This window comes from Pseudomonas sp. Leaf127 (genome assembly GCF_001423155.1).
Taxonomy (GTDB): domain Bacteria; phylum Pseudomonadota; class Gammaproteobacteria; order Pseudomonadales; family Pseudomonadaceae; genus Aquipseudomonas; species Aquipseudomonas ovata.
In genome coordinates, this window is sequence record NZ_LMOA01000023.1 from 673,946 (window position 1) to 695,368 (window position 21,423).

General features: G+C 63.3%; 15 protein-coding genes. 3 read left to right on the forward strand and 12 right to left on the reverse strand.

All coding sequences use genetic code 11. The features are described 5' to 3' along the window. Positions 1 to 29: 29 nt before the first annotated feature. From dbpA to ASF84_RS24115, 8 genes are all read right to left on the reverse strand, one after another. Positions 30 to 1,409: an ATP-dependent RNA helicase DbpA gene (gene dbpA / locus ASF84_RS24080; RefSeq protein WP_056841379.1), complete on the reverse strand. Its 1,380-nt coding sequence runs from the start codon at positions 1,407 to 1,409 to the stop codon at positions 30 to 32. A 300-nt stretch (positions 1,410 to 1,709) separates the two neighbouring features. Beyond that, positions 1,710 to 3,122 carry a multidrug transporter subunit MdtD gene (gene mdtD, locus ASF84_RS24085; protein WP_056841380.1) on the reverse strand — a complete coding sequence of 471 codons (1,413 nt, stop codon included), beginning with the start codon at positions 3,120 to 3,122 and terminating at the stop codon, positions 1,710 to 1,712. An 8-nt stretch (positions 3,123 to 3,130) separates the two neighbouring features. Next, positions 3,131 to 4,456 (reverse strand): TldD/PmbA family protein, encoded by a 1,326-nt coding sequence (locus ASF84_RS24090; protein WP_056841381.1) that lies wholly within the window; start codon positions 4,454 to 4,456, stop codon positions 3,131 to 3,133. Next, positions 4,456 to 5,898, reverse strand: a complete 1,443-nt coding sequence (locus tag ASF84_RS24095; RefSeq protein WP_056841382.1) for a TldD/PmbA family protein — start codon at positions 5,896 to 5,898, stop codon at positions 4,456 to 4,458. Before ASF84_RS24095 ends, ASF84_RS24090 begins: the two co-directional genes overlap by 1 nt. Positions 5,899 to 6,159: 261 nt before the next feature. After that, the gene (gene betI, locus ASF84_RS24100) at positions 6,160 to 6,753 is read right to left on the reverse strand and encodes a transcriptional regulator BetI (protein WP_056841383.1); all 594 of its coding nucleotides are present in this window, start codon (positions 6,751 to 6,753) and stop codon (positions 6,160 to 6,162) included. Between the two features lie 305 nt (positions 6,754 to 7,058). After that, on the reverse strand, positions 7,059 to 8,237 hold the full coding sequence (gene choV, locus ASF84_RS24105) for a choline ABC transporter ATP-binding protein (RefSeq protein WP_056841384.1): 1,179 nt from the start codon (positions 8,235 to 8,237) through the stop codon (positions 7,059 to 7,061). Next, on the reverse strand, positions 8,234 to 9,082 hold the full coding sequence (gene choW, locus ASF84_RS24110) for a choline ABC transporter permease subunit (protein ID WP_177339483.1): 849 nt from the start codon (positions 9,080 to 9,082) through the stop codon (positions 8,234 to 8,236). The genes choV and choW overlap by 4 nt, the downstream gene beginning before the upstream one ends. 64 nt (positions 9,083 to 9,146) lie before the next feature. After that, positions 9,147 to 10,094 carry a choline ABC transporter substrate-binding protein gene (locus ASF84_RS24115; RefSeq protein ID WP_056841386.1) on the reverse strand — a complete coding sequence of 316 codons (948 nt, stop codon included), beginning with the start codon at positions 10,092 to 10,094 and terminating at the stop codon, positions 9,147 to 9,149. A 503-nt stretch (positions 10,095 to 10,597) separates the two neighbouring features. Here ASF84_RS24115 and ASF84_RS24125 point away from each other — a divergent pair. After that, positions 10,598 to 11,974 (forward strand): L-serine ammonia-lyase, encoded by a 1,377-nt coding sequence (locus ASF84_RS24125; RefSeq protein WP_056841388.1) that lies wholly within the window; start codon positions 10,598 to 10,600, stop codon positions 11,972 to 11,974. Between the two features lie 402 nt (positions 11,975 to 12,376). Further along, positions 12,377 to 13,480, forward strand: a complete 1,104-nt coding sequence (locus ASF84_RS24130) for a GlxA family transcriptional regulator (RefSeq protein ID WP_056841389.1) — start codon at positions 12,377 to 12,379, stop codon at positions 13,478 to 13,480. A 56-nt stretch (positions 13,481 to 13,536) separates the two neighbouring features. On the opposite strand, the gene ASF84_RS24135 is transcribed toward ASF84_RS24130, so the two are convergent. Next, entirely contained in the window at positions 13,537 to 13,797 is a 261-nt protein-coding gene (locus ASF84_RS24135; RefSeq protein WP_056841390.1) for a hypothetical protein, read from the reverse strand. 289 nt (positions 13,798 to 14,086) lie between these two features. On the opposite strand from ASF84_RS24135, the gene ASF84_RS24140 reads away from it, so the two are divergent. Further along, complete coding sequence (locus tag ASF84_RS24140; protein ID WP_056841391.1) at positions 14,087 to 14,926, forward strand: 23S rRNA (adenine(2030)-N(6))-methyltransferase RlmJ; 840 nt, start codon at positions 14,087 to 14,089, stop codon at positions 14,924 to 14,926. Positions 14,927 to 15,867: 941 nt separating this feature from the next. On the opposite strand, the gene msrA is transcribed toward ASF84_RS24140, so the two are convergent. The 3 genes from msrA to aceF form a co-directional block, all read right to left on the reverse strand. Then, positions 15,868 to 16,515: a peptide-methionine (S)-S-oxide reductase MsrA gene (msrA, locus tag ASF84_RS24145; protein WP_056841392.1), complete on the reverse strand. Its 648-nt coding sequence runs from the start codon at positions 16,513 to 16,515 to the stop codon at positions 15,868 to 15,870. 100 nt (positions 16,516 to 16,615) lie between these two features. Continuing rightward, positions 16,616 to 19,303, reverse strand: a complete 2,688-nt coding sequence (locus tag ASF84_RS24150; protein WP_056841522.1) for a putative bifunctional diguanylate cyclase/phosphodiesterase — start codon at positions 19,301 to 19,303, stop codon at positions 16,616 to 16,618. 397 nt (positions 19,304 to 19,700) lie between these two features. Further along, a complete protein-coding gene (aceF, locus tag ASF84_RS24155) occupies positions 19,701 to 21,347 on the reverse strand; it encodes a dihydrolipoyllysine-residue acetyltransferase (RefSeq protein WP_056841393.1) in 1,647 nt (548 codons plus the stop codon). Between the last annotated feature and the right edge of the window lie 76 nt (positions 21,348 to 21,423).

Consider the following 21,423-nt stretch of genomic DNA (forward strand, 5'->3'; position numbering starts at 1 on the left):
CCAGGGGGAGTTCGATAGCCCGCCGAACGTCAGAGAATCCGCACGCGCAGCGACTTGCCCTTGATCTTGCCCTTGCTCAGGCGATCCAGGGCCTGCTGGGCGATGGCGTGTTCCACGGCCACGTACGACTGGAAGTCGAAGATCGCGATCTTGCCCACTTTCGCACCCGGAATGCCGGCGTCGCCGGTCAGGGCACCGAGGATATCGCCGGGGCGCAGTTTTTCCTTGCGGCCCGAGGCAATGCACAGCGTGGTCATGGCCGGTTGCAGGCGGGCGCCACCCTTGGTGGTCAGGTCGTCGTAGGGCTGCCAGTTCAGCGCGGCCTTCTGCAGCGACTCGATGGCGCGGGCGCGGGCGCTTTCCGGCGGCGCCACCAGGCTGATTGCCACGCCTTTCTCACCGGCGCGGCCGGTACGGCCTACGCGGTGTACATGGATTTCCGAATCACGCGCCAGTTCGACGTTGATCACCATGTCCAGGGCGTCGATATCCAGGCCGCGGGCCGCCACGTCGGTGGCCACCAGCACCGAGGTGCTGCGGTTGGCGAACATCGCCAGCACCTGGTCGCGGTCGCGCTGCTCCAGGTCGCCATGCAAGGCCACGGCCGACATGCCCTTGGCGGTCAGGTGATCGACCACTTCCTGGACCTGCTGCTTGGTAAAGCAGAACGCTACGGCCGAGGCCGGCTGGAAGTGATTGAGCACGCGCACCACGGCATCGAGGCGCTGCTCGGGGGCGATTTCATAGAAGATCTGCTGGATCTGGCTGTCGGCGTGCAGGGTCTGCACCTTGACCGTCTGCGGGTCACGCATGAATTTGGCCGCCAGTTGCTTGATGCCGGCCGGGTAGGTGGCCGAGAACAGCAGGGTCTGGCGCCGCTCGGGGGTCTGGCTGACGATGTCGGTGATGGCATCGACAAAGCCCATGTCGAGCATGCGGTCGGCTTCGTCGAGCACCAGGGTGTTGACACCATCGAGCACCAGCGAGCCTTTGCGCAGGTGCTGCTGGATGCGGCCCGGGGTGCCGACGATGATGTGCGCGCCGTGTTCCAGCGAGCCGATCTGCGGGCCGAACGGCACGCCGCCGCACAGGGTCAGCACCTTGATGTTGTCCTCGGCACGGGCCAGGCGGCGGATTTCCTTGGCCACCTGGTCGGCCAGCTCGCGGGTCGGGCACATGACCAGGGCCTGGCAGCCGAAGAAGCGCGGGTTGATCGGGTTGAGCAGGCCGATACCGAAGGCAGCGGTCTTGCCGCTGCCGGTCTGGGCCTGGGCAATCAGGTCCATGCCCTTGAGGATCACCGGCAGGCCTTGCGCCTGGATCGGCGTCATTTCGGCGTACCCCAGCGACTCAAGGTTGGCCAGCATGGCAGCGGACAGGGGCAAGGTGTTGAAAGCGGTTTGTGTCACGACGGTGAACCTGCAAGACAAAATGCTGCGCAGTGTATCAGGTCGTATGAATGTGTAGGACCGGCTTTAGCCGGGGATGGCGGCGCTGCATGCGTCATTCGCAGCTGTGGCTACCCTCGCCAAAAAGATGACTGCTGATTTTATTGGATATTAATTCATCCGTAGGAGCGCGCTTGCCCGCGACCGGCTGCGTTAGCAGTCGTAAATTTTCAGCGTTTCGCAAAAGTATCAGTCATGAACTTTCAGCGTTTCCGAAATTTTACGAGCGCTAACGCACTCGGTCGCGGGCAGAGCGCGCTCCTACCGCTCCGCAGGCTTTGCCGGTTCCCGTCCCGGCAACTGCAGAAAGATCCCCGCCGCCAGCACCGACATCACCCCGACACTCAGGAAGGTCAGCTGGAAGGCGCCCAGCACATCGCTGGCTTCGCCGGTCGCCGCATTGGTGCTGAACCCGCCCAGCAAGGCCGCCGCAGCCGCCACGCCCAGGCTCAGGGCCAGTTGCGCCACCACCGACAACAGGCTGTTGCCACTGGCGGCGCTGGCATCGCTGAGGTCGATCAGGGTCACGGTGTTCATCGCCGTGAACTGCAACGAGTTCACCGCGCCCAGCAGCGCCAGGTGCACCAGCAATACCCAGTACGGCGTCTGCGCATCGATCAGTGCCAGACTGGCCAGCAACAGACCCAGCAGCAAGGTATTGGCGGTCAGGATCACTCGATAGCCCAGCGCGTCGATCAGCCAGCGCGCCAGGCCCTTGGCGAGCATGCCGGCCGCCGCCAGTGGCAGCATGCTCATGCCCGCCTCGGACGGCGAGTAACCCAGCGCCACCTGCAGCAGCAGCGGCACCAGAAACGGCAGTGCGCCACTGCCCAGGCGTGAGAACAGATTGCCCAGAATGCCCACTGCAAAAGTGCGGGTGCGAAACAGGCTGGGCGAAAACAGCGGCGACTCGACGTGGCCGGCGCGCAGCCAGTAGGCCGCCAGGCAGCCCATGCCGGCGAACAGCAGCAGGACCACGCGAAACGGCGACAGGTGCAGTTCGCTCAGGCCCTCCAGGGCAATGGTGATCAACAGCATCGAGGCGCCAAACAGCAAAAAGCCCACGCTGTCGAAGCGCGTGCGCCCGCCACCGGGCAGGTCCGGGATAAAGCGATGCACCGCATAGCAACCGAGGATGCCCACCGGAATATTGAGCAGGAAGATCCAGTGCCAGCTCATGTACTCGACCATCCAGCCGCCCAGGGTCGGCCCCAGCAGCGGGCCGAGCAGACCGGGCACGGTGATGAAACCCATGATCCGCACCAGCTCCGAGCGCGGGTAGGCGCGCAGCACGATCAGCCGGCCGATCGGCAGCATCAGTGCGCCGCCCAGCCCCTGGATGATCCGTGCCCCGACCAGCATGTCGACCGACCAGGACACCGCGCACAACAACGAACCCAGGCTGAACAACAGGATCGCGCTGAAGAAGATCCGCTTGATGCCGAAGCGGTCGGCGATCCAGCCCGAGGCCGGGATCAGCAGCGCAATGGTCAGCATGTAGGCAATGACCACCGACTGCATGCGCAGCGGGTCTTCCTGCAGCGAGTGGGCCATCGACGGCAACGCCGTATTGAGGATGGTGCCGTCCAGGCTCTGCATGAAGAAGGCGATGGCAATCACCCAAGGCATCCAGCGCAGGGTCTTTTCGTCGAGCAAAGGTGTCGAGGTCGTCATGCGGTTGGCTACAACGTCAGGGTCAGGCGGTTGATCAGGGCGCCGGGCAGGTGCGTCGAGGATGTCTGGCGCTGTTCGTAGGTGCTGGTCGACAGGATCAGTTCGCGCTCGCGGGTCAAGGCTTCGAGCTGGTCGCCGAGCAGGCTGTAGGCGCTGTCGTCGAAACGCATGGTGCTGACGGGCGCAATAATCCGACCGTCCTCGACCCAGAAGGTTGCGAAACGGGTCATGCCGGTCATGCGCGCGGCCGGCATGTCGGAGAAGTTCAGGTACCAGAGGTTGCCGATGTACAAGCCGGTGCCGAGCCGGGCCAGGATCTGCGCCTGCTCCAGGTCGCCGCCGGCCATGCTCAGCGCGCTGGGCGACTCACCGGCATTGGCGCCGTTGGCCGGCAAGTTGTACTCGGCGGCGCTGCTCGAATCGACCAGTCGCTCGCCGGCCTTGCCATATGTGATCAGGGCGAGGTCGCGGCGCGGGTAGCCTTCACCGGAAAACGCCGGCGACAGCGAACCACTGACCTGTTCATCGAGCGACACTGCGGCATTGAAACGCGCCTCGCCGTCGTACAGGCGCTGCAACGGGCTGTGCTTGCTGGCGATGGCCTGGGCAGAAAAACCGCCCCAGGCGAGCATGCCGATGATTTCGTCCAGCGCCGCCGGGGCCAGGTAGGCGCGGTACTGACCCGGCGCCAGGGTGATGGCCGGGCGGCCCAGGTAGTCAAGTTGCTCGCGGGCCTGTTCGAACTGACGGTCAAAGGCTGCGCTGTCCCAGTCGTGACCGGCGTAATTGGCTTTTACCGCCTGGCCATTGGGGTGAAACAGGCTCCAGTCGAGGTTGAAGCTATTGGCCTGGTGCCAGCCCATTGCCCCCCATGAACTGGCAAAGCCGCGATAGATCGGACCGGCGGCGTAGATGCCGACCAGGTCCAGGCCATGGGCACGTTCGCTGATCCGGGCCACCACGTCCTGGGTGTCGGGCAACGGCGCGGCTTGCCGGTTTTCGCTGTGCCAGGCCTCGGTGTTGGGCAGCAGGTACGGGTCTGGCGGCAACAACGGCAGGGCCTGGCGCACCTGGGTCACGGCTTGCTCCAGGCGCCGGCGGTCCTCGTCGGAATCGTCGGCCAGGGTCAGGGTCAGGTCGGCATGCCGGCCCTCGTGGATCAGCTTGAGGCTGACACTGGCCTGCTGAACGCAGCCGGCCTGGCGCACCTGGCCGTGGTTGAAACGGATGAAATCGGACGCTTCGGCCTCATAGGCCAGGCTGAACTGCTCAGCAGGGTGCAGAGCGGCCCTGAGCACGGCAACCAGTGCCTCGAACTGTGTTTGCCGTTCCATCAGGCGTCTCCTCCGAATACATCCACATCATTGAATACACAGGCTGGCGAAGCATGCCCGACCCGCACCACCTGGTTGGGTTCGCCCTTGCCGCAATTGGGCGTGCCCAGCACTTCGACGGTGTCGGCATTGCCCACCGCGCAGAGGTTGCGCCAGAACTGCGCCGACACCGCCCGGTAGTTGGGGTTCTTGACCACGCCCTTGAGCTGGCCGTCTTCGATCAGCCGGCCCCATTCGCAGCCGAATTGGAACTTGTTGCGTGCATCGTCGATGGACCACGAACGGTTGGTCGACATCAGGATGCCGCGTTCAATGCCCGCCACCAGTTGTTCGAACGACTGATCACCCGCCTCGATATTGAGGTTGGCCATGCGGTCGATGGGCGCGCGGTTCCAGTTGCAGGCGCGGCTGTTGGCCACCCCCGGCAGGCCGCTGCGGTATTGCGACAGCGCGCCGCCCAGCGGGCGCTCCAGCAAACCGTTGCGGATCAGGAAATGCTTGCTGGCGGGGCTGGCGTCGTCGTCATGGCTGTAGCTGGCCAGTTGCTCCGGGATGTCCGGGTCGAAGGTCACGTTGAGCAGCGCCGAGCCGTATTGCAGGGTGCCGAAGTCCGCAGTCTTGACGAAGCTGGTGCCGGCGTAATTGCGTTCGTCGCCCAGGATGCGGTCCAGTTCCAGCGGGTGGCCGATGGACTCGTGAATCTGCAGGCTCATCTGGTCGGGCATCAACAGCAGGTCGCGCGGGCCGCTGGGGGTGTTGGGCGCCTGGATCAGTTGCAGGGCCTGATCGGCAATGCGCGGGGCCGCATTGATCAGGCCACAGCGCTCGATGACCTCGACGCCGCCTTGCTGGCCGAAGTTGCTGCCGCCCAGGCTGCGGGTCTGGCTGTCGTGGCCGTCATAGGCAGTGACGCTCAGGCCCGGATAGACAAAGCGTTGCGCCTGGCGAATCCGGGCGCCGGCGGTATTGAGGTAGATCTGTTCGACCGTCTCCAGCCCCAGGCTGGCTTGCCAGTCGACCAGGCGCTCGTCGCGGGGCACGGCCGCCGATTCGCTCTGCAGCAGCGCCAGGGCATCGCCCAGGGCCGGAAAAGCAGCGTCCAGGTGCGGTGACAGGTAGTCGGCACAGGCGCTGGACACCGGTTGTTCGGTCAGGTCCAGCAGCGCATGGGGCGCCAGCTGGCGGGCCAGTTGTTCGGCACATTCGAGTGCCGCCTGCAGGCCGCGCTGCGACAGGTCGTGGGTGGCGGCATAGGTCTCGACCCCGGCCAGGCGCACGGTGATCATCACCCCTTCATCCAGGCCCAGCGCCAGCGGCTGCGCCACGTTGCGGCGCACCGACAGGTGCTGGTGGGTACGGCGCACATGGCGCACGGAAAAGAACGGCGCCTGGCTGCGCAGGGCCGCAAAGCGCTGGGTGAGCGTGGCATGGAAATCGAACATGCGGGCGGGGCTCCTTGCCGGGTATCACGGCGGGTTGATCTGTTGCCGGACTGGCGCGGGGTGGGAGCGCGGGGGGCGGCATTGCGTCTTGCCGGAATGCCGGACCACCGCGACCGGCTGCGTTAGTCGTCGTGAAATTGTGGCGTTTCACAAATTTTGAAGGTGTTCACAGTCGTAAAATTGTGGCGTTTCCGAAATTTTACGAGCGCTAGCGCACTCGGTCGCGGGCAGAGCGCGCTCCTACTGCGGTGTATGCGGTATTCAGCCTTGTGCCTTGGCCAATTGCAAATCCACATACTCCAGGGCGATGCGCTGGGCCTGGTCGGTGTCGAATGCATCGCCCGACAAGGCGCCGCGCAGCCACAGGCCGTCGACCAGCGCGGCCAGACCGCGGGCGGCGCTGCGGGCCTGGTGTTCGGACAGGACGCGGCGGAACTGCCAGCACAGGTTCGAATACAGGCGATGGTCGTTGATGCGTTGCAGGCGGTGCAGGGACGGGTGGTGCATGCTGGTGGCCCAGAACGCCAGCCAGGTCTTCATCGCCGGGCCGTTGACCTGGCTGCTGTCGAAGTTGCCCTCGATGATGACCCGCAAGTGCGCGCGCGGGCTGTCGTCGGCCAGGGCCTGGCGACGGTTGGCGGTGTTGCTGCTCAAGGCGTGCATCAGGTGGCGCATGGTGGCCTCGATCAGGCCGTTCTTGTCCTTGAAGTAATGGCTGATGATGCCTGTGGACACACCGGCCAGACGGGCGATCAGGGCAATGCTGGCGTCGCCCATGCCCACTTGATCAATGGCACTCAAGGTGGCCTGGATCAATTGTTGGCGACGAATGGGTTGCATACCGACCTTGGGCATGAAGCGAAGTCTCCTGACACGCAATGGGCGAAAAACGGCCCGGCAGTCTAGGTTTTTTTGACGGCCCTATAAATCGATAAAAAGTCCCGGTTGACGGATAAGGATGGCTTGTAGGAGCGCGCTCTGCCCGCGACCGGCTGCGTTAGCAGTCGTAAATTTTCAGCGTTTCGCAGATTTTGGACGTGTTCACACTCAGAAATCTGTGGCGTTTCCGAAATTTTACGAGCGCTGCGCACTCGGTCGCGGGCAAGCGCGCTCCTACAGCAGCAGCAGCAGCAGCAGCCGCCGCCGCAGGCCAGGCCATGTCAGCCGTGGTTCTTGCCCAGCAGGGCGTGGTACAGCTCGGTGTCGCCAAGGATGCCGACCACCCGGTTACCGTCCTGCAGCACCAGCTTGTGGCCGGTCTGGTAGCGGATCTGCAGCGCATCGCGCATGCCGATGCCGGAGTCCACCAGGGTCGGGCGGCGCTCCAGGTGACTGACGCCTTCGCCGTGCTGCCAGTTCTGCAGCGCGATGGGGGCAACGCCCTGGCGGGCGCCCTTGATCACGTTGCCTTCGGCCAGGTCCAGCCAGGAGTCGCCGCCCGGGTCCAGGCACACCGAACCGTTGATGCGCTTGCAGTTGTCCAGGGTGCGCATCAGGCTGCGGCCGCACAACACGTTGAGCGGGTTGGTGTGGGCCACGAAGTTGCGCACGTATTCATCGGCCGGGTTGAGCACGATCTCTTCCGGCACGCTGTACTGGATGATTCGGCCATCCTTCATGATGGCAATGCGCGTGCCCAGCTTGAGGGCCTCGTCCAGGTCGTGGCTGACGAAGACGATGGTCTTGCTCAATTTCTTCTGCAGGCTCAGCAACTCATCCTGCAGGCCCTGGCGAATCAGCGGGTCAAGGGCCGAGAAGGGTTCGTCCATCAACAGGATGTCGGCGTCCATTGCCAGCGCACGGGCCAGGCCAACGCGCTGCTGCATACCGCCTGACAACTCGTCGGGCTTTTTATTGCGCCACTGGGTCAGGCCGACCAGTTCGAGCTTTTCATCGACCAGCTTGCGCCGTTCTTTCTCGGGGCGGCCCTGCATTTCCAGGCCGAAGCTGATGTTCTCGCGCACCGTCAGCCAGGGCATCAGGGCGAATTTCTGGAACACCATGGCGATGCGCTTGGTACGCATCATTTTCAGCTCGGCCGCTGTGCAGTGGGCAATGTCGATCTGTGTGCCTTCGTGCTCGACGAACAACGAGCCACGGCTGACGGTATTGAGGCCGTTGATGCAGCGCAGCAGGCTGGACTTGCCCGAACCGGACAGGCCCATCAGGACGCAGATTTCGCCCTTGTTGATGTCCAGGTTGGCTTTTTCGACGCCGACGATCTGGCCAAGGTCCTTGAGGATCTCGCCACGGGTCTTGCCCTGGTCCAGCAGCTTGAGCGCTTCACGCGGGTCCTTGCTGAAGATGACGTCTACGTTTTCGAACTTGATGATGCTCATGCGTCGGACCCTGCCTTGGCGTCAGGTTGTTTGCAGATACGGTCGAGCATGATTGCCAGCAACACGATTGCCAGACCGGCTTCGAAGCCCACCGAAATGTCGGCAGTGTTCAGTGCATTGACCACGGGTTTGCCCAGTCCGTCGGCACCGACCAGGGCGGCGATCACCACCATCGACAGCGACAGCATGATGCATTGGGTGATGCCGGCGGCGATGCTGGGCATGGCGTACGGCAGCTCGATACGGGTCAGCAACTGGCGCCGCGAAGAGCCGAAGGCCTTGCCGGCGTCGAGCAGTTCCTGGGGCACGTCGCGAATGCCCAGGTAGGTCAGGCGCACTGGCGCGGCAATGGCGAACACCACCGTGGAGATCAGGCCGGGCACTACGCCCAGGCCGAACAGCGTCAGGGTAGGGATCAGGTAGACGAAGGTCGGGACGGTCTGCATCAGGTCGAGGATCGGACGGATGCAGGTGTAGAACATGGGCTTGTGCGCCGCGATGATGCCCAGTGGCACACCGATGATCACGCACACCAGGGTGGCGAACAGTACCTGGGCCAGGGTTTCAAGGGTTTCCTGCCAGTAGTGCAGATTGAGAATCAGCAGAAACGACAGGATGACAAAAAGGGTGAGGCCCCATTTGCGCTGGATGAAGTGGGTCAGCGCGGCAATCAGGCCGATCAGGACGTAGGGGTTAAACCAGGCAAGGCCGGAAGTCAGGCCGTGGATCATCAATTCCAGGGAGTAGGCGATTGCGTCGAAATAATTGGCGCCATGGCGTATCAGCCAATCGACGAAGGCGGCAATGTAATCGCCCAAGGGGAGTTTGTGATCAGTGATCATGATGTCGGGTGTCCGCTTGCGGGGTAGGAAAGGACGGCAGGCGAGGGGTGCCCGCCTGCCATCAGTGTTACTGCGCCAGCTTGGCTTTGGCGGCTTCCAGGCCCGGCTTGCCGTCCACGGTAGTCACGCCGGCCAGCCAGGTGTCGAGCACCTGTGGGTTCTGCTTGAGCCAGGCGCGCGCGGCGGCGTCAGGCTTTTGCTTGTCGTCCAGCACCTTGCCCATCAGGGTGCTTTCCATTTCCAGGGTGAACGACAGGTTCTTGAGCAACTGGCCTACGTTGCTGCACTGCTCGCTGTAGCCCTTGCGGGTATTGGTGTAGATGGTGGCCTGGCCGAAGTTGGGGCCGAAGAAATCGTCGCCGCCGGTCAGGTACTGCAGCTTGAAGCGGGTGTTCATCGGGTGCGGTTCCCAGCCCAGGAACACCACGTCGGTGCCACGGCGGCTGGCGCGGTCGACCTGCGACAGCATGCCGGCCTCGCTGGACTCGACGACCTTGAAACCGGCGTCTTTGAGGCCGTAGGCGTTCTTGTCGATCATGCTCTGGATCAGGCGGTTGCCGTCGTTGCCAGGCTCGATGCCGTAGATCTTGCCGTCCAGCTCCTTCTTGAACTTGACGATGTCGGCGAAGTCTTTCAGGCCCTTGTCGTAGAGGCTCTGGGGCACGGCCAGGGTGTACTTGGCGTTCTCCAGGTTGGCGCGCACGGTTTCGACGGTGCCGGCCTCGCGGTAGGCCTTGATGTCGTTCTCCATGGTCGGCATCCAGTTGCCCAGGAACACGTCCATGTTCTTGCCTTCGGCCAGTGACTTGTAGGTCACCGGTACCGAGATCATCGTGGTTTTGGTCTTGTAGCCGAGGGAGTCGAGGACTGCGCTGGTCACTGCGGTGGTGACGGTGATGTCGGTCCAGCCGACGTCGGAGAAGTTGACGGTGTGGCATGCCTGGGGTTCTACGGCCTGAGCCAGCAACGGCAAGCCGAGCATGGCGGCCAACAACAATGACTGTGAACCTTTCATGGGTGAGCTCCTGTGATTTTTCTTCTCATCGCCATCGCTTGAGGGATGACGCGGCTATATCGGCGAGGCTTGGGTGAAGCCCATCACGGTGCCTTGCGAACTGTCAGTGAGCGACATGTATTCGATCATCTACCAGCCAAAATCAAACGCCTACAGGGGGAGTCGTATCCAGTACAGGAGGGGTCGCATCCAGTGTGCGCAAGGTCGTTTCCAGTTTCTTTTGCCCCCTGATGCGCCCGTTCGGGTAGTCGAAAGCGGCTCGATTCACCCGTTTACGGCATGCAAATGCCCATTACAGACGGCGGCGTTGCTGAGCATGACCGCGTCGGTGTGGGACGGCGCGTGGGGCCTGAAAACCCTGATGATGCCGGCATAACCGCGAACGGCGACGCACTGTTGAGTCCCGGCCTGTCCTGTTGCACAGGCGCAGGACAGCTCCAGCGTAGCAGTTATGCCCATAAAAGCGCTTTGGCGTGACACGACCCGATGATGGAGCTTCAACGATGGCAATCAGTGTGTTCGACCTGTTCAAGATTGGTGTCGGCCCCTCCAGCTCGCACACCGTCGGCCCGATGCGCGCCGCTGCGCTGTTCGTCCAGGGGCTGCGCGAGCATGGCCAGCTGGAAAGCATCGAACGCATCGAAGTGCGGCTGTACGGTTCGCTGTCGGCCACCGGCATCGGTCACGGCAGCGACAATGCGGTGATCATGGGCCTGATGGGCGAATGGCCCGATGCCATTGATCCAGCGAAGATCGAACCGACCATCAAGGCCTTGAAAACCGACGACACCTTGTTGCTCGACGGTCGCCTGCCGATCGCCTTCGTCTGGTCGCGGGACATGCTGCTGCTCGACGAGAACCTGCCGTTTCACCCCAATGCCATGACCCTGATTGCGCAGGGCAAGGGCGGCGAGGTGTTCCGTGAAACCTATTACTCGATCGGCGGCGGCTTTGTGGTCGATGAAACCCAGGCGCGCAGCGGTGAGCTGGACAGCGACAAGACCGTGCAGCCCTACGAGTTTTCCAGCGCCCGTGAACTGTTGCAGCTGTGCCGCCAGCATGGCCTGCGGGTCTCGCAACTGATGATGGCCAACGAAAAGGCCTGGCGCAGCGAAGCCGAGATCAACGCCGGCATCATGAAACTGTGGCGGGCGATGCAGGCGTGCGTCGAAAGCGGTCTCAAGCATGAAGGCATCCTGCCTGGCGGCCTCAATGTGCGGCGTCGTGCCGCCAGGCTGCATCGCAGCCTGCAGGAGCTGGGCAAGCCGAACGTCATCGGCTCGACCCTGAGCGCGATGGAGTGGGTCAACCTCTTTGCCCTGGCGGTCAACGAAGAAAACGCCGCCGGCGGGCGCATGGTCACGGCGCCGACCAATGGCGCGGCGGGGATTATCCCGGCGGTGCTGCACTACTTCGTCAAGTTCAGCCCCGATGTCAGCGAGGCCAACGTGGTCGATTATTTCCTGGCGGCCGCGGCGGTGGGCATCCTGTGCAAGAAGAACGCCTCGATCTCCGGCGCCGAAGTCGGTTGTCAGGGCGAGGTCGGTTCGGCGTGCGCCATGGCGGCAGCGGGCCTGGCCGATATTCTGGGGGCGACGCCCGAGCAACTGTGCAACGCTGCCGAGATTGGCCTGGAACACAACCTGGGCCTGACCTGCGATCCGGTCGGCGGGCTGGTGCAGGTGCCGTGCATCGAGCGCAACGCGATTGCCGCGGTAAAAGCCATCAACGCCGCGCAGATGGCCTTGCGCGGTGATGGCGAGCATTTCATTTCCCTGGACCGGGTGATCCGTACCATGCGCGACACCGGTGCTGACATGCACGACAAATACAAGGAAACCTCCCGCGGCGGCCTGGCCGTCAGCGCGGTGGAGTGCTGAGACACCGCCGTAACCGATTTGTAGGAGCGACCCCCGGTCGCGAATGCAGGCGTCACCGCCCGGTTTTTGCTCACACACGCCTCATTTCGCCTTCTTATGGCGCGCTCATCACCCCGGTCATCGTGCTTGCAGTGACACTGTTTTGTGCCGGGTTGTTTCTCGATCTGTCCGAGTGCTACCAAATTGCTCATCGTCGGCCCCGGGCGCGACGCTTTGTCGCATTTGAATATGAAGGTCGCAGTCGCGCATACGCTCAGCGACGTCGTTTTTGGTTCTTTTATGGGGGTGATCAATTTTCAGGCATGAGATTTGCGATGTAATGGGACAGCCCTACGATTTACAGGGCAATAAAAATAGAGCCGATTGCAGGCCACCCCCGCTCATGTGTGAGGAGATTCCGTGATGACATCGCTCAATGTAGGATCCACCCCCCAGAACCGCACGCCGCAGTCCATCGGCTTCCTGCTGCTCGATAACTTCACGCTCATTTCCCTCGCCTCGGCGGTCGAACCCCTGCGCATGGCCAACCAGTTGTCCGGCCGCGAGCTGTATCGCTGGACTACCTTGAGCCTGGACGGTAGCCAGGTCTGGGCCAGCGACGGTCTGCAGATCACCCCCGATGCCGCGATGCAAAAGGCGCCGGCCCTGGACACCGTGATCGTCTGCGGCGGTGTCGGTATCCAGCGCACCGTCACTCGCGAGCACGTCAGCTGGCTGCAGTCGCAGGCCCGCCAGTCGCGTCGCCTGGGTGCGGTGTGCACCGGCAGCTGGGCGCTGGCCTGTGCCGGGCTGCTCGACGGTTTCGATTGCAGCGTGCACTGGGAGTGCCTGGCCTCGATGCAGGAAGCCTTTCCACGGGTCAGCATGAGCACGCGCCTGTTCACCCTGGACCGCAACCGCTTCACCAGCTCCGGTGGCACCGCGCCGCTGGACATGATGTTGCACCTGATCAGCCGTGATCACGGCCGTGAGCTGTCGGCGGCGATCTCCGAGATGTTCGTCTACGAGCGCATTCGCAACGAACAGGACCACCAGCGTGTGCCGCTCAAGCACATGCTGGGCACCAACCAGCCCAAGCTGCAGGAAATCGTCGCGCTGATGGAGGCCAACCTCGAAGAGCCCATCGACCTCGACGAACTGGCCGTGTACGTCGCCGTTTCGCGGCGCCAACTGGAGCGGTTGTTCCAGAAGTACCTGCATTGCTCGCCGTCGCGCTATTACCTCAAGCTGCGCCTGATCCGCGCCCGGCAACTGCTCAAGCAGACCCCGATGTCGATCATCGAGGTGGCGTCGGTGTGCGGCTTTGTGTCGACGCCACACTTTTCCAAGTGCTACCGCGAATACTTCGGCATTCCGCCGCGCGATGAGCGCGTAGGTTCCAACACCGCCCAGCAGGTCGCGATGCTGCCGATTCCGCAGGCGATGGTGCTGGCGCCGCTGTCCGGGCCGATGTCGGCGCTCAACCAGGCACGCAACGAGTCGACGTTCGCCAGCGTCCGGGTCTGACTGCCCGCTTCACCTGCCCCTCTGCCATCGCCCCCATTCATGGGGGCGATGGCGTTTCAGGTATGGCTCTGCTTGTAGGCGGCCAGGGCCGGCAGCAGTTGCTGGTCGATGGCCTGGCGCACAGCCGGCAGAATGGTCGCGCTGCTGCCCAGGATGCTCACCACCATGCCTTTGAGGGCCATGGCGCGCGAATCATTGAGGCCGCGTACCGCGTGCGAGCAGGCTTGCTCGGGGGTGGCGCCCGACGGGGTCTCGAAGCCCAGGGCCCGGAGCTTGCCAATCAGGTCGTCCTGGTCGATCAGGTCTGCATGCATCATGACGGTGTTCCTTTGCAAGAGTGAGACGCAAGGGTGGGTCACCCGATTCTGTAAGCGCTTCAGCGCCTGGGCAAGCACTGTGGCGGGCAATGGCAGGATTACCTAAGAACAGGTCGTTTTCGGCTAACCGCCAAGGCTGTGGCACGGGCAGACTGCCCCGGCACACTGTGTTGCCAGGGTTTGGTCACCTTCGGTCGCACCGCTCTACAAGCCCCCGGTTTTGTGACGGCTTTGCCGGGGCTTTTCATCCGCACATTTTGTTAAACTGCGCAGCCTTCCAGGAGCTGCCATGAATTACCGTCACGCCTTCCATGCCGGCAACCACGCCGACGTCTTGAAACACATCGTCCTGACTCGCCTGCTCGCCTTGATGTCGCGCAAGGAGCAGCCGTTCGCCTACCTCGATACCCATGCCGGCATTGGTCTTTACGACCTGCGCGGCGACGAAGCCTCGCGCACCGGTGAGTGGATCGACGGCATCGGCCGCCTGTGGGACGCCACCGACCTGCCGCCGGCGGCTGCCGGTTACATGGAGGTGCTGCGCCACATGAACCGCAAGACCGGCGAGTTGCGCTACTACCCCGGTTCCCCGGAGCTGGCGCGGCGCCTGAGCCGTGAGCAGGACCGCGTGCTGCTCAACGAGAAACACCCCGATGACGGCGTGCTGCTCAAGGACAACATGAAGTTCGACCGCCGTGTGGCGGTGCATCTGGGCGAGGGCTGGCATGTGCCGCGTGCCCTGTTGCCGGTCAGCGAAAAGCGCGCGGTGATGCTGATCGACCCGCCGTTCGAACAGCTTGATGAACTCAAGCGCTGCAGCGTGGCGCTCAAGGAAACGTTCGGGCGCATGCGCCAGACAGTGGCGGCCCTCTGGTACCCGATCAAGGACCCGCGCCTGCTCCGGAGTTTCTACCAGGACCTGGCCGAAACCGGTGCGCCCAAGCTGCTGCGCGTGGAGCTGTACGTGCACCCGCTCGACACCCCGGCCAGCCTCAATGGCTCGGGCCTGGCCATCGCCAACCCGCCGTGGGGCCTGGAAGAAGAACTGCGCGAGCTGCTGCCGTACCTGGCCGAGAAGCTCGGCCAGACCAAGGGCGACTGGAAGATGGACTGGCTGATCGCCGAATAACCAGTCGCCGCAGGCCTCTCATAAAAAATAACTAACTGACTTTATTGGCTATAAAATTCACCGCTTGTAGGAGCGCGCTTGCCCGCGACCGAGTGCGGAGCGCTCGCAGAAATCTGTGAAACGCTGAAAATTTACGACTGCTAACGCAGCCGGTCGCGGGTAAACGNNNNCGCTTGCCCGCGACCGAGTGCGGAGCGCTCGCAGAAATCTGTGAAACGCTGAAAATTTACGACTGCTAACGCAGCCGGTCGCGGGTAAACGCGCTCCTACAGAKCAGGCTATTCGSGCAGGCAYCGACCGGTAGGAGCSCGCTTGCCCGCGACCGAGTGCGGAGCGCTCGCAGAAATCTGTGAAACGCTGAAAATTTACGACTGCTAACGCAGCCGGTCGCGGGTAAACGCGCTCCTACAGANCGCAGAAATCTGTGAAACGCTGAAAATTTACGACTGCTAACGCAGCCGGTCGCGGGTAAACGCGCTCCTACAGATCAGGCTATTCGGGCAGGCACCGACCGGTAGGAGCCCGCTTGCCGGCGACCGAGTGCGAAGCGCTCGCAGAAATCTTGAAAACGCTGAAAATTTACGACTGCTGCGCAGCCGGTCGCGGGTAAACGCGCTCCTACAGAACAGGCTATTCGGGCAGGCACCGACCGGTAGGAGCCCGCTTGCCGGCGACCGAGTGCGGAGCGCTCGCAGAAATCTGTGAAACGCTGCAATTTTACGGCTGCTGCGCAGCCGGTCGCGGGTAAACGCGCTCCTACAGATCAGGCTATTCGGGCAGGCACCGACCGGTAGGAGCCCGCTTGCCGGCGACCGAGTGCGGAGCGCTCGCAGAAATCTGTGAAACGCTGCAATTTTACGACTGCTGCGCAGCCGGTCGCGGTGGTCCGGCATTCCGGTAAACGCGCTCCTACAGTGCAGTGCAGTGCTGCATGCACTGCATCAGGCCGGCAGGCAGACGCCGGTGCCGCCCAGGCCGCAATAGCCTTGCGGGTTTTTGGCCAGGTATTGCTGGTGATAGGCCTCGGCAAAGTACACGGTCGGCGCCTGGGCGATTTCCGTGGTGATGGTGCCCAGGCCGGCCTTTTCCAGTTCGGCCTGGAACAGCGCCTGGCTGGCCTGGGCCGCCTCAAGCTGTTCAGGTGTGGTGCAGTAGATGGCCGAGCGGTACTGAGTGCCGATGTCATTGCCCTGGCGCATGCCCTGGGTCGGGTTGTGCGCTTCCCAGAACACCTTGAGCAGTTGCTCGTAGCTGATCTTTTCCGGCTCGTAGACCACCAGCACCACTTCGGTGTGGCCGGTCAGGCCCGAGCAGACTTCTTCATAGGTCGGGTGGGGGGTCAGGCCGCCGGCATAGCCGACCACCGTGCTGACCACGCCGTCCTGTTGCCAGAAGCGCCGCTCGGCACCCCAGAAGCAGCCCAGGCCGAAGATGGCGAACTCGACATTCATCGAGAACGGCCCCAGCAGCGGGTTGCCGTTCACATAGTGTGTATCAGGCACCTGGATCGGTGTTTCACGACCCGGCAGGGCCTGGTCGGCAGTAGGCAGTACGTTCTTGTTCACTAGAATTTCCGAGCGCAGGGTCATCGACCATATCCTCTGGAGGGGACGGGCCCTTGTGCAAACCGGGGCCGTCACAAAACGGACCGACAGTGTGCCTCAGTGCCAGTAAGCAGGGAAGAGCCGTTCAAACAGGCGGTTTGCGCGGGTAACGATTGAGCTGCTCGATCAGTTGTGAGCTGCTGATCGGCTTGTCGAAGAGATATCCCTGGCCCACATCGCAGCGATGGCGGCGCAGGAAGGCTAGTTGGGCGGCCGTCTCGATGCCTTCGGCCACGACCTTGAGCTTGAGGTTGTGCGCCATGGCGATGACCGCCGAGGTGATTTCCATGTCGCCTTCATCGTCGGGAATATCGCGAATGAAGCTGCGATCGATCTTGATCACGTCGATGGGAAACTTCTTCAGGTAGCTCAGCGACGAATAGCCGGTGCCGAAGTCGTCCATCGCCAGTGACAGGCCCAGGCGCTTGAGCGACTCCAGTTGCAGGCGCGTGTCCTCGGTGGCTTCCAGCAGCAGGCCCTCGGTCAGTTCCAGCTCCAGCAGGGCAGGATCCAGCGCTTCTTCCTTGAGGATCGCCGCAATGGCCGGCACCAGCTCCGGGTCGGAGAATTGCTTGGGCGAGACGTTGATCGCCACCTGCAAGTGCCCGAAGCCTGCAGCCGTCAGGGCCTTGCTCATCTGGCACGACTGGCGCACCACCCACTTGCCGATCGGAATGATCAGCCCGGTTTCTTCGGCCACGCTGATGAACTGGTCCGGGCGGATCATGCCCTTTTCCGGGTGGTTCCAGCGCAGCAGGGCTTCCAGGCCATTGAGGCGGCCGGTCAGCAGGCACAGCTTGGGCTGGTAGAAGACTTCCAGTTCGTTCTGCGCCAGGGCACGGCGCAGGTTGTTCTCGACGAACAGCTTGTAGCTGGCCTCGGCATTGAGGGCCTCGGTGAACACCTGCACCTGATGCTTGCCGTTGGCCTTGGCCTTGTGCAGGGCGAGCCCCGCGTTGCGCATCAGGGTCTGCGGGTCACGGCCATGCAGCGGCGCGCAGGCCAGGCCCACCGAGGCGGTTACGCTGATCAACTGGTTGTCGACAAACATGGGTTTGTCGAGGGTCGCCAGGACCTGGTTGGCGATGCTGTGCCCGGCCTCGGGGCCGGTCTGGTCGAGCAGCACGGCAAATTCGTTGCTGGCAAAGCGCGCCAGCACATCGGCCGGGCTCAGGGTGTTGCGCAAGCGCCGGGCCAGGCTGATCAGCAGTTTGTCGCCGGTCTGGTGGCCGAGGCTGTCATTGATGCGCTTGAAGTTGTCGATGTCGACCAGCAGCAGGCTCATGGGCGTGTCGCTGTCGCGGGCGAAGCGCTCGTCAAGGTGACGAATGAACGCCGGGCGGTTGCCCAGGCTGGTCAGGTTGTCAGTGTAGGCCAGGCGTTCGATACGCTGCTGGGCCAGCTTGTTCTGGGTGATGTCCTCATAGATGCCGATGTAATGGGTCAGCTCGCGGTCGTCGCCATACACCTTGGAGATCGACAACTGGCCCCAGTAAGGCTCCAGGTTCTTGCGCCGGCTCTTGAACTCGCCCTGCCAGCTGTTGCTGTTGGCCAGGCTCGAGTGGGCATCGAACAGGGTGCTGAGGTTTTCCAGCGCCGGCAGTTCCGACAGCTTGTGGCCATTGACCTCTTCGGCGCTGTACTGGGTGATCGCCGTGAAGCTGGGGTTGACGTACTCGACCAGGCCATTGCAGTCGACCAGCAGAAAGGCGTTGGCGCTTTGCTCGACGGCGCGCTGGAACAGGTGCAGGGCACTGGTGGCGGCACGGCGATTATGGTTGTTGATCACCTGGGCGAACTGATCGGCCAGCTCGCCGGCAAAGGCCACTTCGTCGGGCAACCACTGGCGCGCGGTGCCGCTCTGCTCCAGGCACAGGACCCCGACCAACTGGCCGTCGATGCGGATGCTGGCGTCCAGCAAGGCGCAGATGTCCCGGGCCTGCAAGGCTTCGAGCATCTCCAGAGTACGCGGGTCCTGGCGGATATCGTCGGCGTCGATGGCGCGACAATCCTGCAACGCGTTCAGGTAATCGGGGAACTGGCTCAGGTCGAGCGGTTCGGGCTGGCGATGCGCGTCGTTCTGGCGCACATATTCGGTCACCGGATGCAGGATATGGCCGTCCAGGTTCCAGATGCTGGCGCAGGCCACATCATAGATTTCGCAGGCGCTGCGGGTGATCAGCTGTGCCGCTTCGAGCAGGGCGTTGCCGGTGAAACGGTGGCGGGTCAGGCGCAGGATCAGCTCTTGCTGGGCACGGGCGCGCTCCAGGTGCGCCAGCTGGTCGCGCTGGGTGCGCTGGTTGACCTCAAGGGCCGCTTGCAGGCGCGAGTGTCGAATCTGCAGATCAGACTGGCCATCCGGCTCGCGGTCGGCATCCGGCCAGTCCAGCACCGTGAAGTAGCCACGCAACAGCTGGCGATTGTGCTGCTTGAACGCCTCGCCGGTTTCCAGCAGGCCCATGGGGCCGTGGCTGGTGTGCAAGGTATAGCGAATCAGGTAATGCGAAGCCTTGGTCAACTGCAACTGGATATCGTCATGCAGTCTATAGCGTGCTTCAGGTTCCATCAGGCTGGCGTAGGGCGAGCCGATCAGCGAGCACAGTTCGGTCGGCGGCAGGCCGAAGGCTTTTTCACAATTAGGATCGAGATACAGCAGCGCCCAATTGGCTTCGTTAAGCCGCTCGAAACGCAGCATGCCCAGGCGCGAAGGCACAGGCAATTGCGTCACTACCTCGGCTGCCGTTCTGCCGGCAGCATCGGTCTGGCTTTTCATGAACAAACTCGCTTCCGGAATACTGATCGCACGGGCACACCGCCCGGACTATTTTCGCGTGTGGCAAGGTTGCATGATGCCGCCCGGCCTTACAAGAGAGTGCACTGGCTTAATGCCATAAATGTAACGGCCGCAGGCATCCATTCTTGACTGTGCTGTGACAAGGTCGGACAAACGGGGTTCATGTGCCGACACGGTCTCTAATGTGTAGCTCATTGCTACGTTCATGCGTGTGACGCACGGCAGGTTTTGCGTAAAAAAACCGCACAGACGGTGGGTCGGTACGCAGCGCTCAACCGGCAGGCAAAAAAAGCCCCGCCAGGGGCGGGGTTGAGGTTTGAGCGCGGGCGCTCGCAATAGTGGCCGGCCCGCCTGTTGGCGAGCCGGCGCGTGTGGCTTACAGCAGGATGGTACGGATGTCGGCCAGCAGGTCGCTCAGGCGCTTGGTGAAGCGTGCCGCCGCGGCGCCGTTGATGACGCGGTGGTCGTAGGACAACGACAGCGGCAGCATCAGGCGCGGCTGGAAGGCCTTGCCGTCCCAGACCGGCTGGATCGTGGCCTTGGACACACCCAGGATTGCCACTTCCGGCGCGTTGACGATTGGCGTGAAGCCGGTGCCGCCAATGTGACCGAGGCTGGAGATGGTGAAGCAGGCGCCTTGCATGTCGTTGGCGGTCAGCTTCTTGTTACGCGCCTTCTCGGCCAGTGCAGCGGCTTCGGCAGCCAGTTGCAGCAGGCTCTTCTGGTCGACGTCGCGGATGACCGGGACCAGCAGGCCTTCCGGGGTGTCCACGGCAAAACCGATGTGCACGTACTTCTTGCGGATCACAGCCTTGCCGCTTGGTGCCAGCGAAGCGTTGAACTCCGGCAGTTCCTTGAGCAGGTGGGCGATCGATTTGAGCAGCAGTGGCAGCACGGTCAGCTTGACGCCGGCCTTTTCAGCCACGGCTTTCTGCGCGACGCGGAAGGCTTCCAGGTCGGTGATGTCGGCCTGGTCGAATTGCGTGACGTGCGGAATGTTCAGCCAGCTGCGGTGCAGGCCGGTGGCGCCCAGTTGCATCAGGCGGGTCATCGGCACTTCTTCGATTTCGCCGAAACGGCTGAAGTCGACTTCCGGGATCGGCTGGATGCCGGCACCGCCAGTTGCACCGGCAGCCGGCGCTTCCTTGGCCTTTTGCATCATGGCCTTGACGTATACCTGTACGTCTTCCTTGAGCACCCGGCCATGCGGGCCGCTGGCGCTGACAGCGCTCAACTCGACGCCGAACTCGCGGGCCAGCTGACGAACCGCGGGACCTGCATGGACCTTGGCGCCGTCCTTGGCCGGTGCGGCCGGAGCAGGGGCGGCTTCGGCTTTCGGTGCTGGCGCCGGTGCGGCGGCTTCAGCCTTGGCCGGTGCCGCAGCCTCGGCCTTGGCCGGAGCGGCAGCCGGTGCAGGCGCGGCAGCAGGGGCGGCGCCGGCGATTTTCAGGCGCAGGATCAGGTCACCGGTACCGACTTCCTGTTCCAGCTTGACTTCGACACTCTCGACCACGCCGGCAGCAGGCGATGGAATTTCCATGCTTGCCTTGTCGGATTCGAGGGTGATCAGCGACTGGTCGGCTTCGATGGTGTCGCCTGGCTTGACCAGCAGCTCGATGATCTTGGCCTTGCCCGACGAGCCGATGTCCGGCACATGGATGTCCTGGATGCTGGCAGCGGCCGCCGGAGCGGGTTCGGCTGCGGCTGGCGCGGCAGGTGCTTCGGCCGGTTTTGCGGCAGCAGCGGGGGCGGCAGCGGGGGCCGGCTCGGCGGCCGGGGCCGCGGCTTCGCCTTCGACTTCCAGCTCGAACAGCTCGTCGCCTTCTTTGAGGCGGTCGCCCAGCTTGACCTTCAGGGCCTTGATCACGCCACCCTTGGGTGCCGGGATTTCCATGCTCGCCTTGTCCGACTCGAGCGTCAGGACGCTCTGCTCGGCTTCGATGCGGTCACCGACCTTGACCATCAATTCAATGACTTCACCTTCACCGTTGCCGATGTCGGGTACGCGAATCAGCTCACTCACAATGTCTCTCCTTCGCAGAACCTGCTCTTGGCCTGTGGCGCCGGGCCTGTACGACGAAACAGCAGCGGATGCAGGT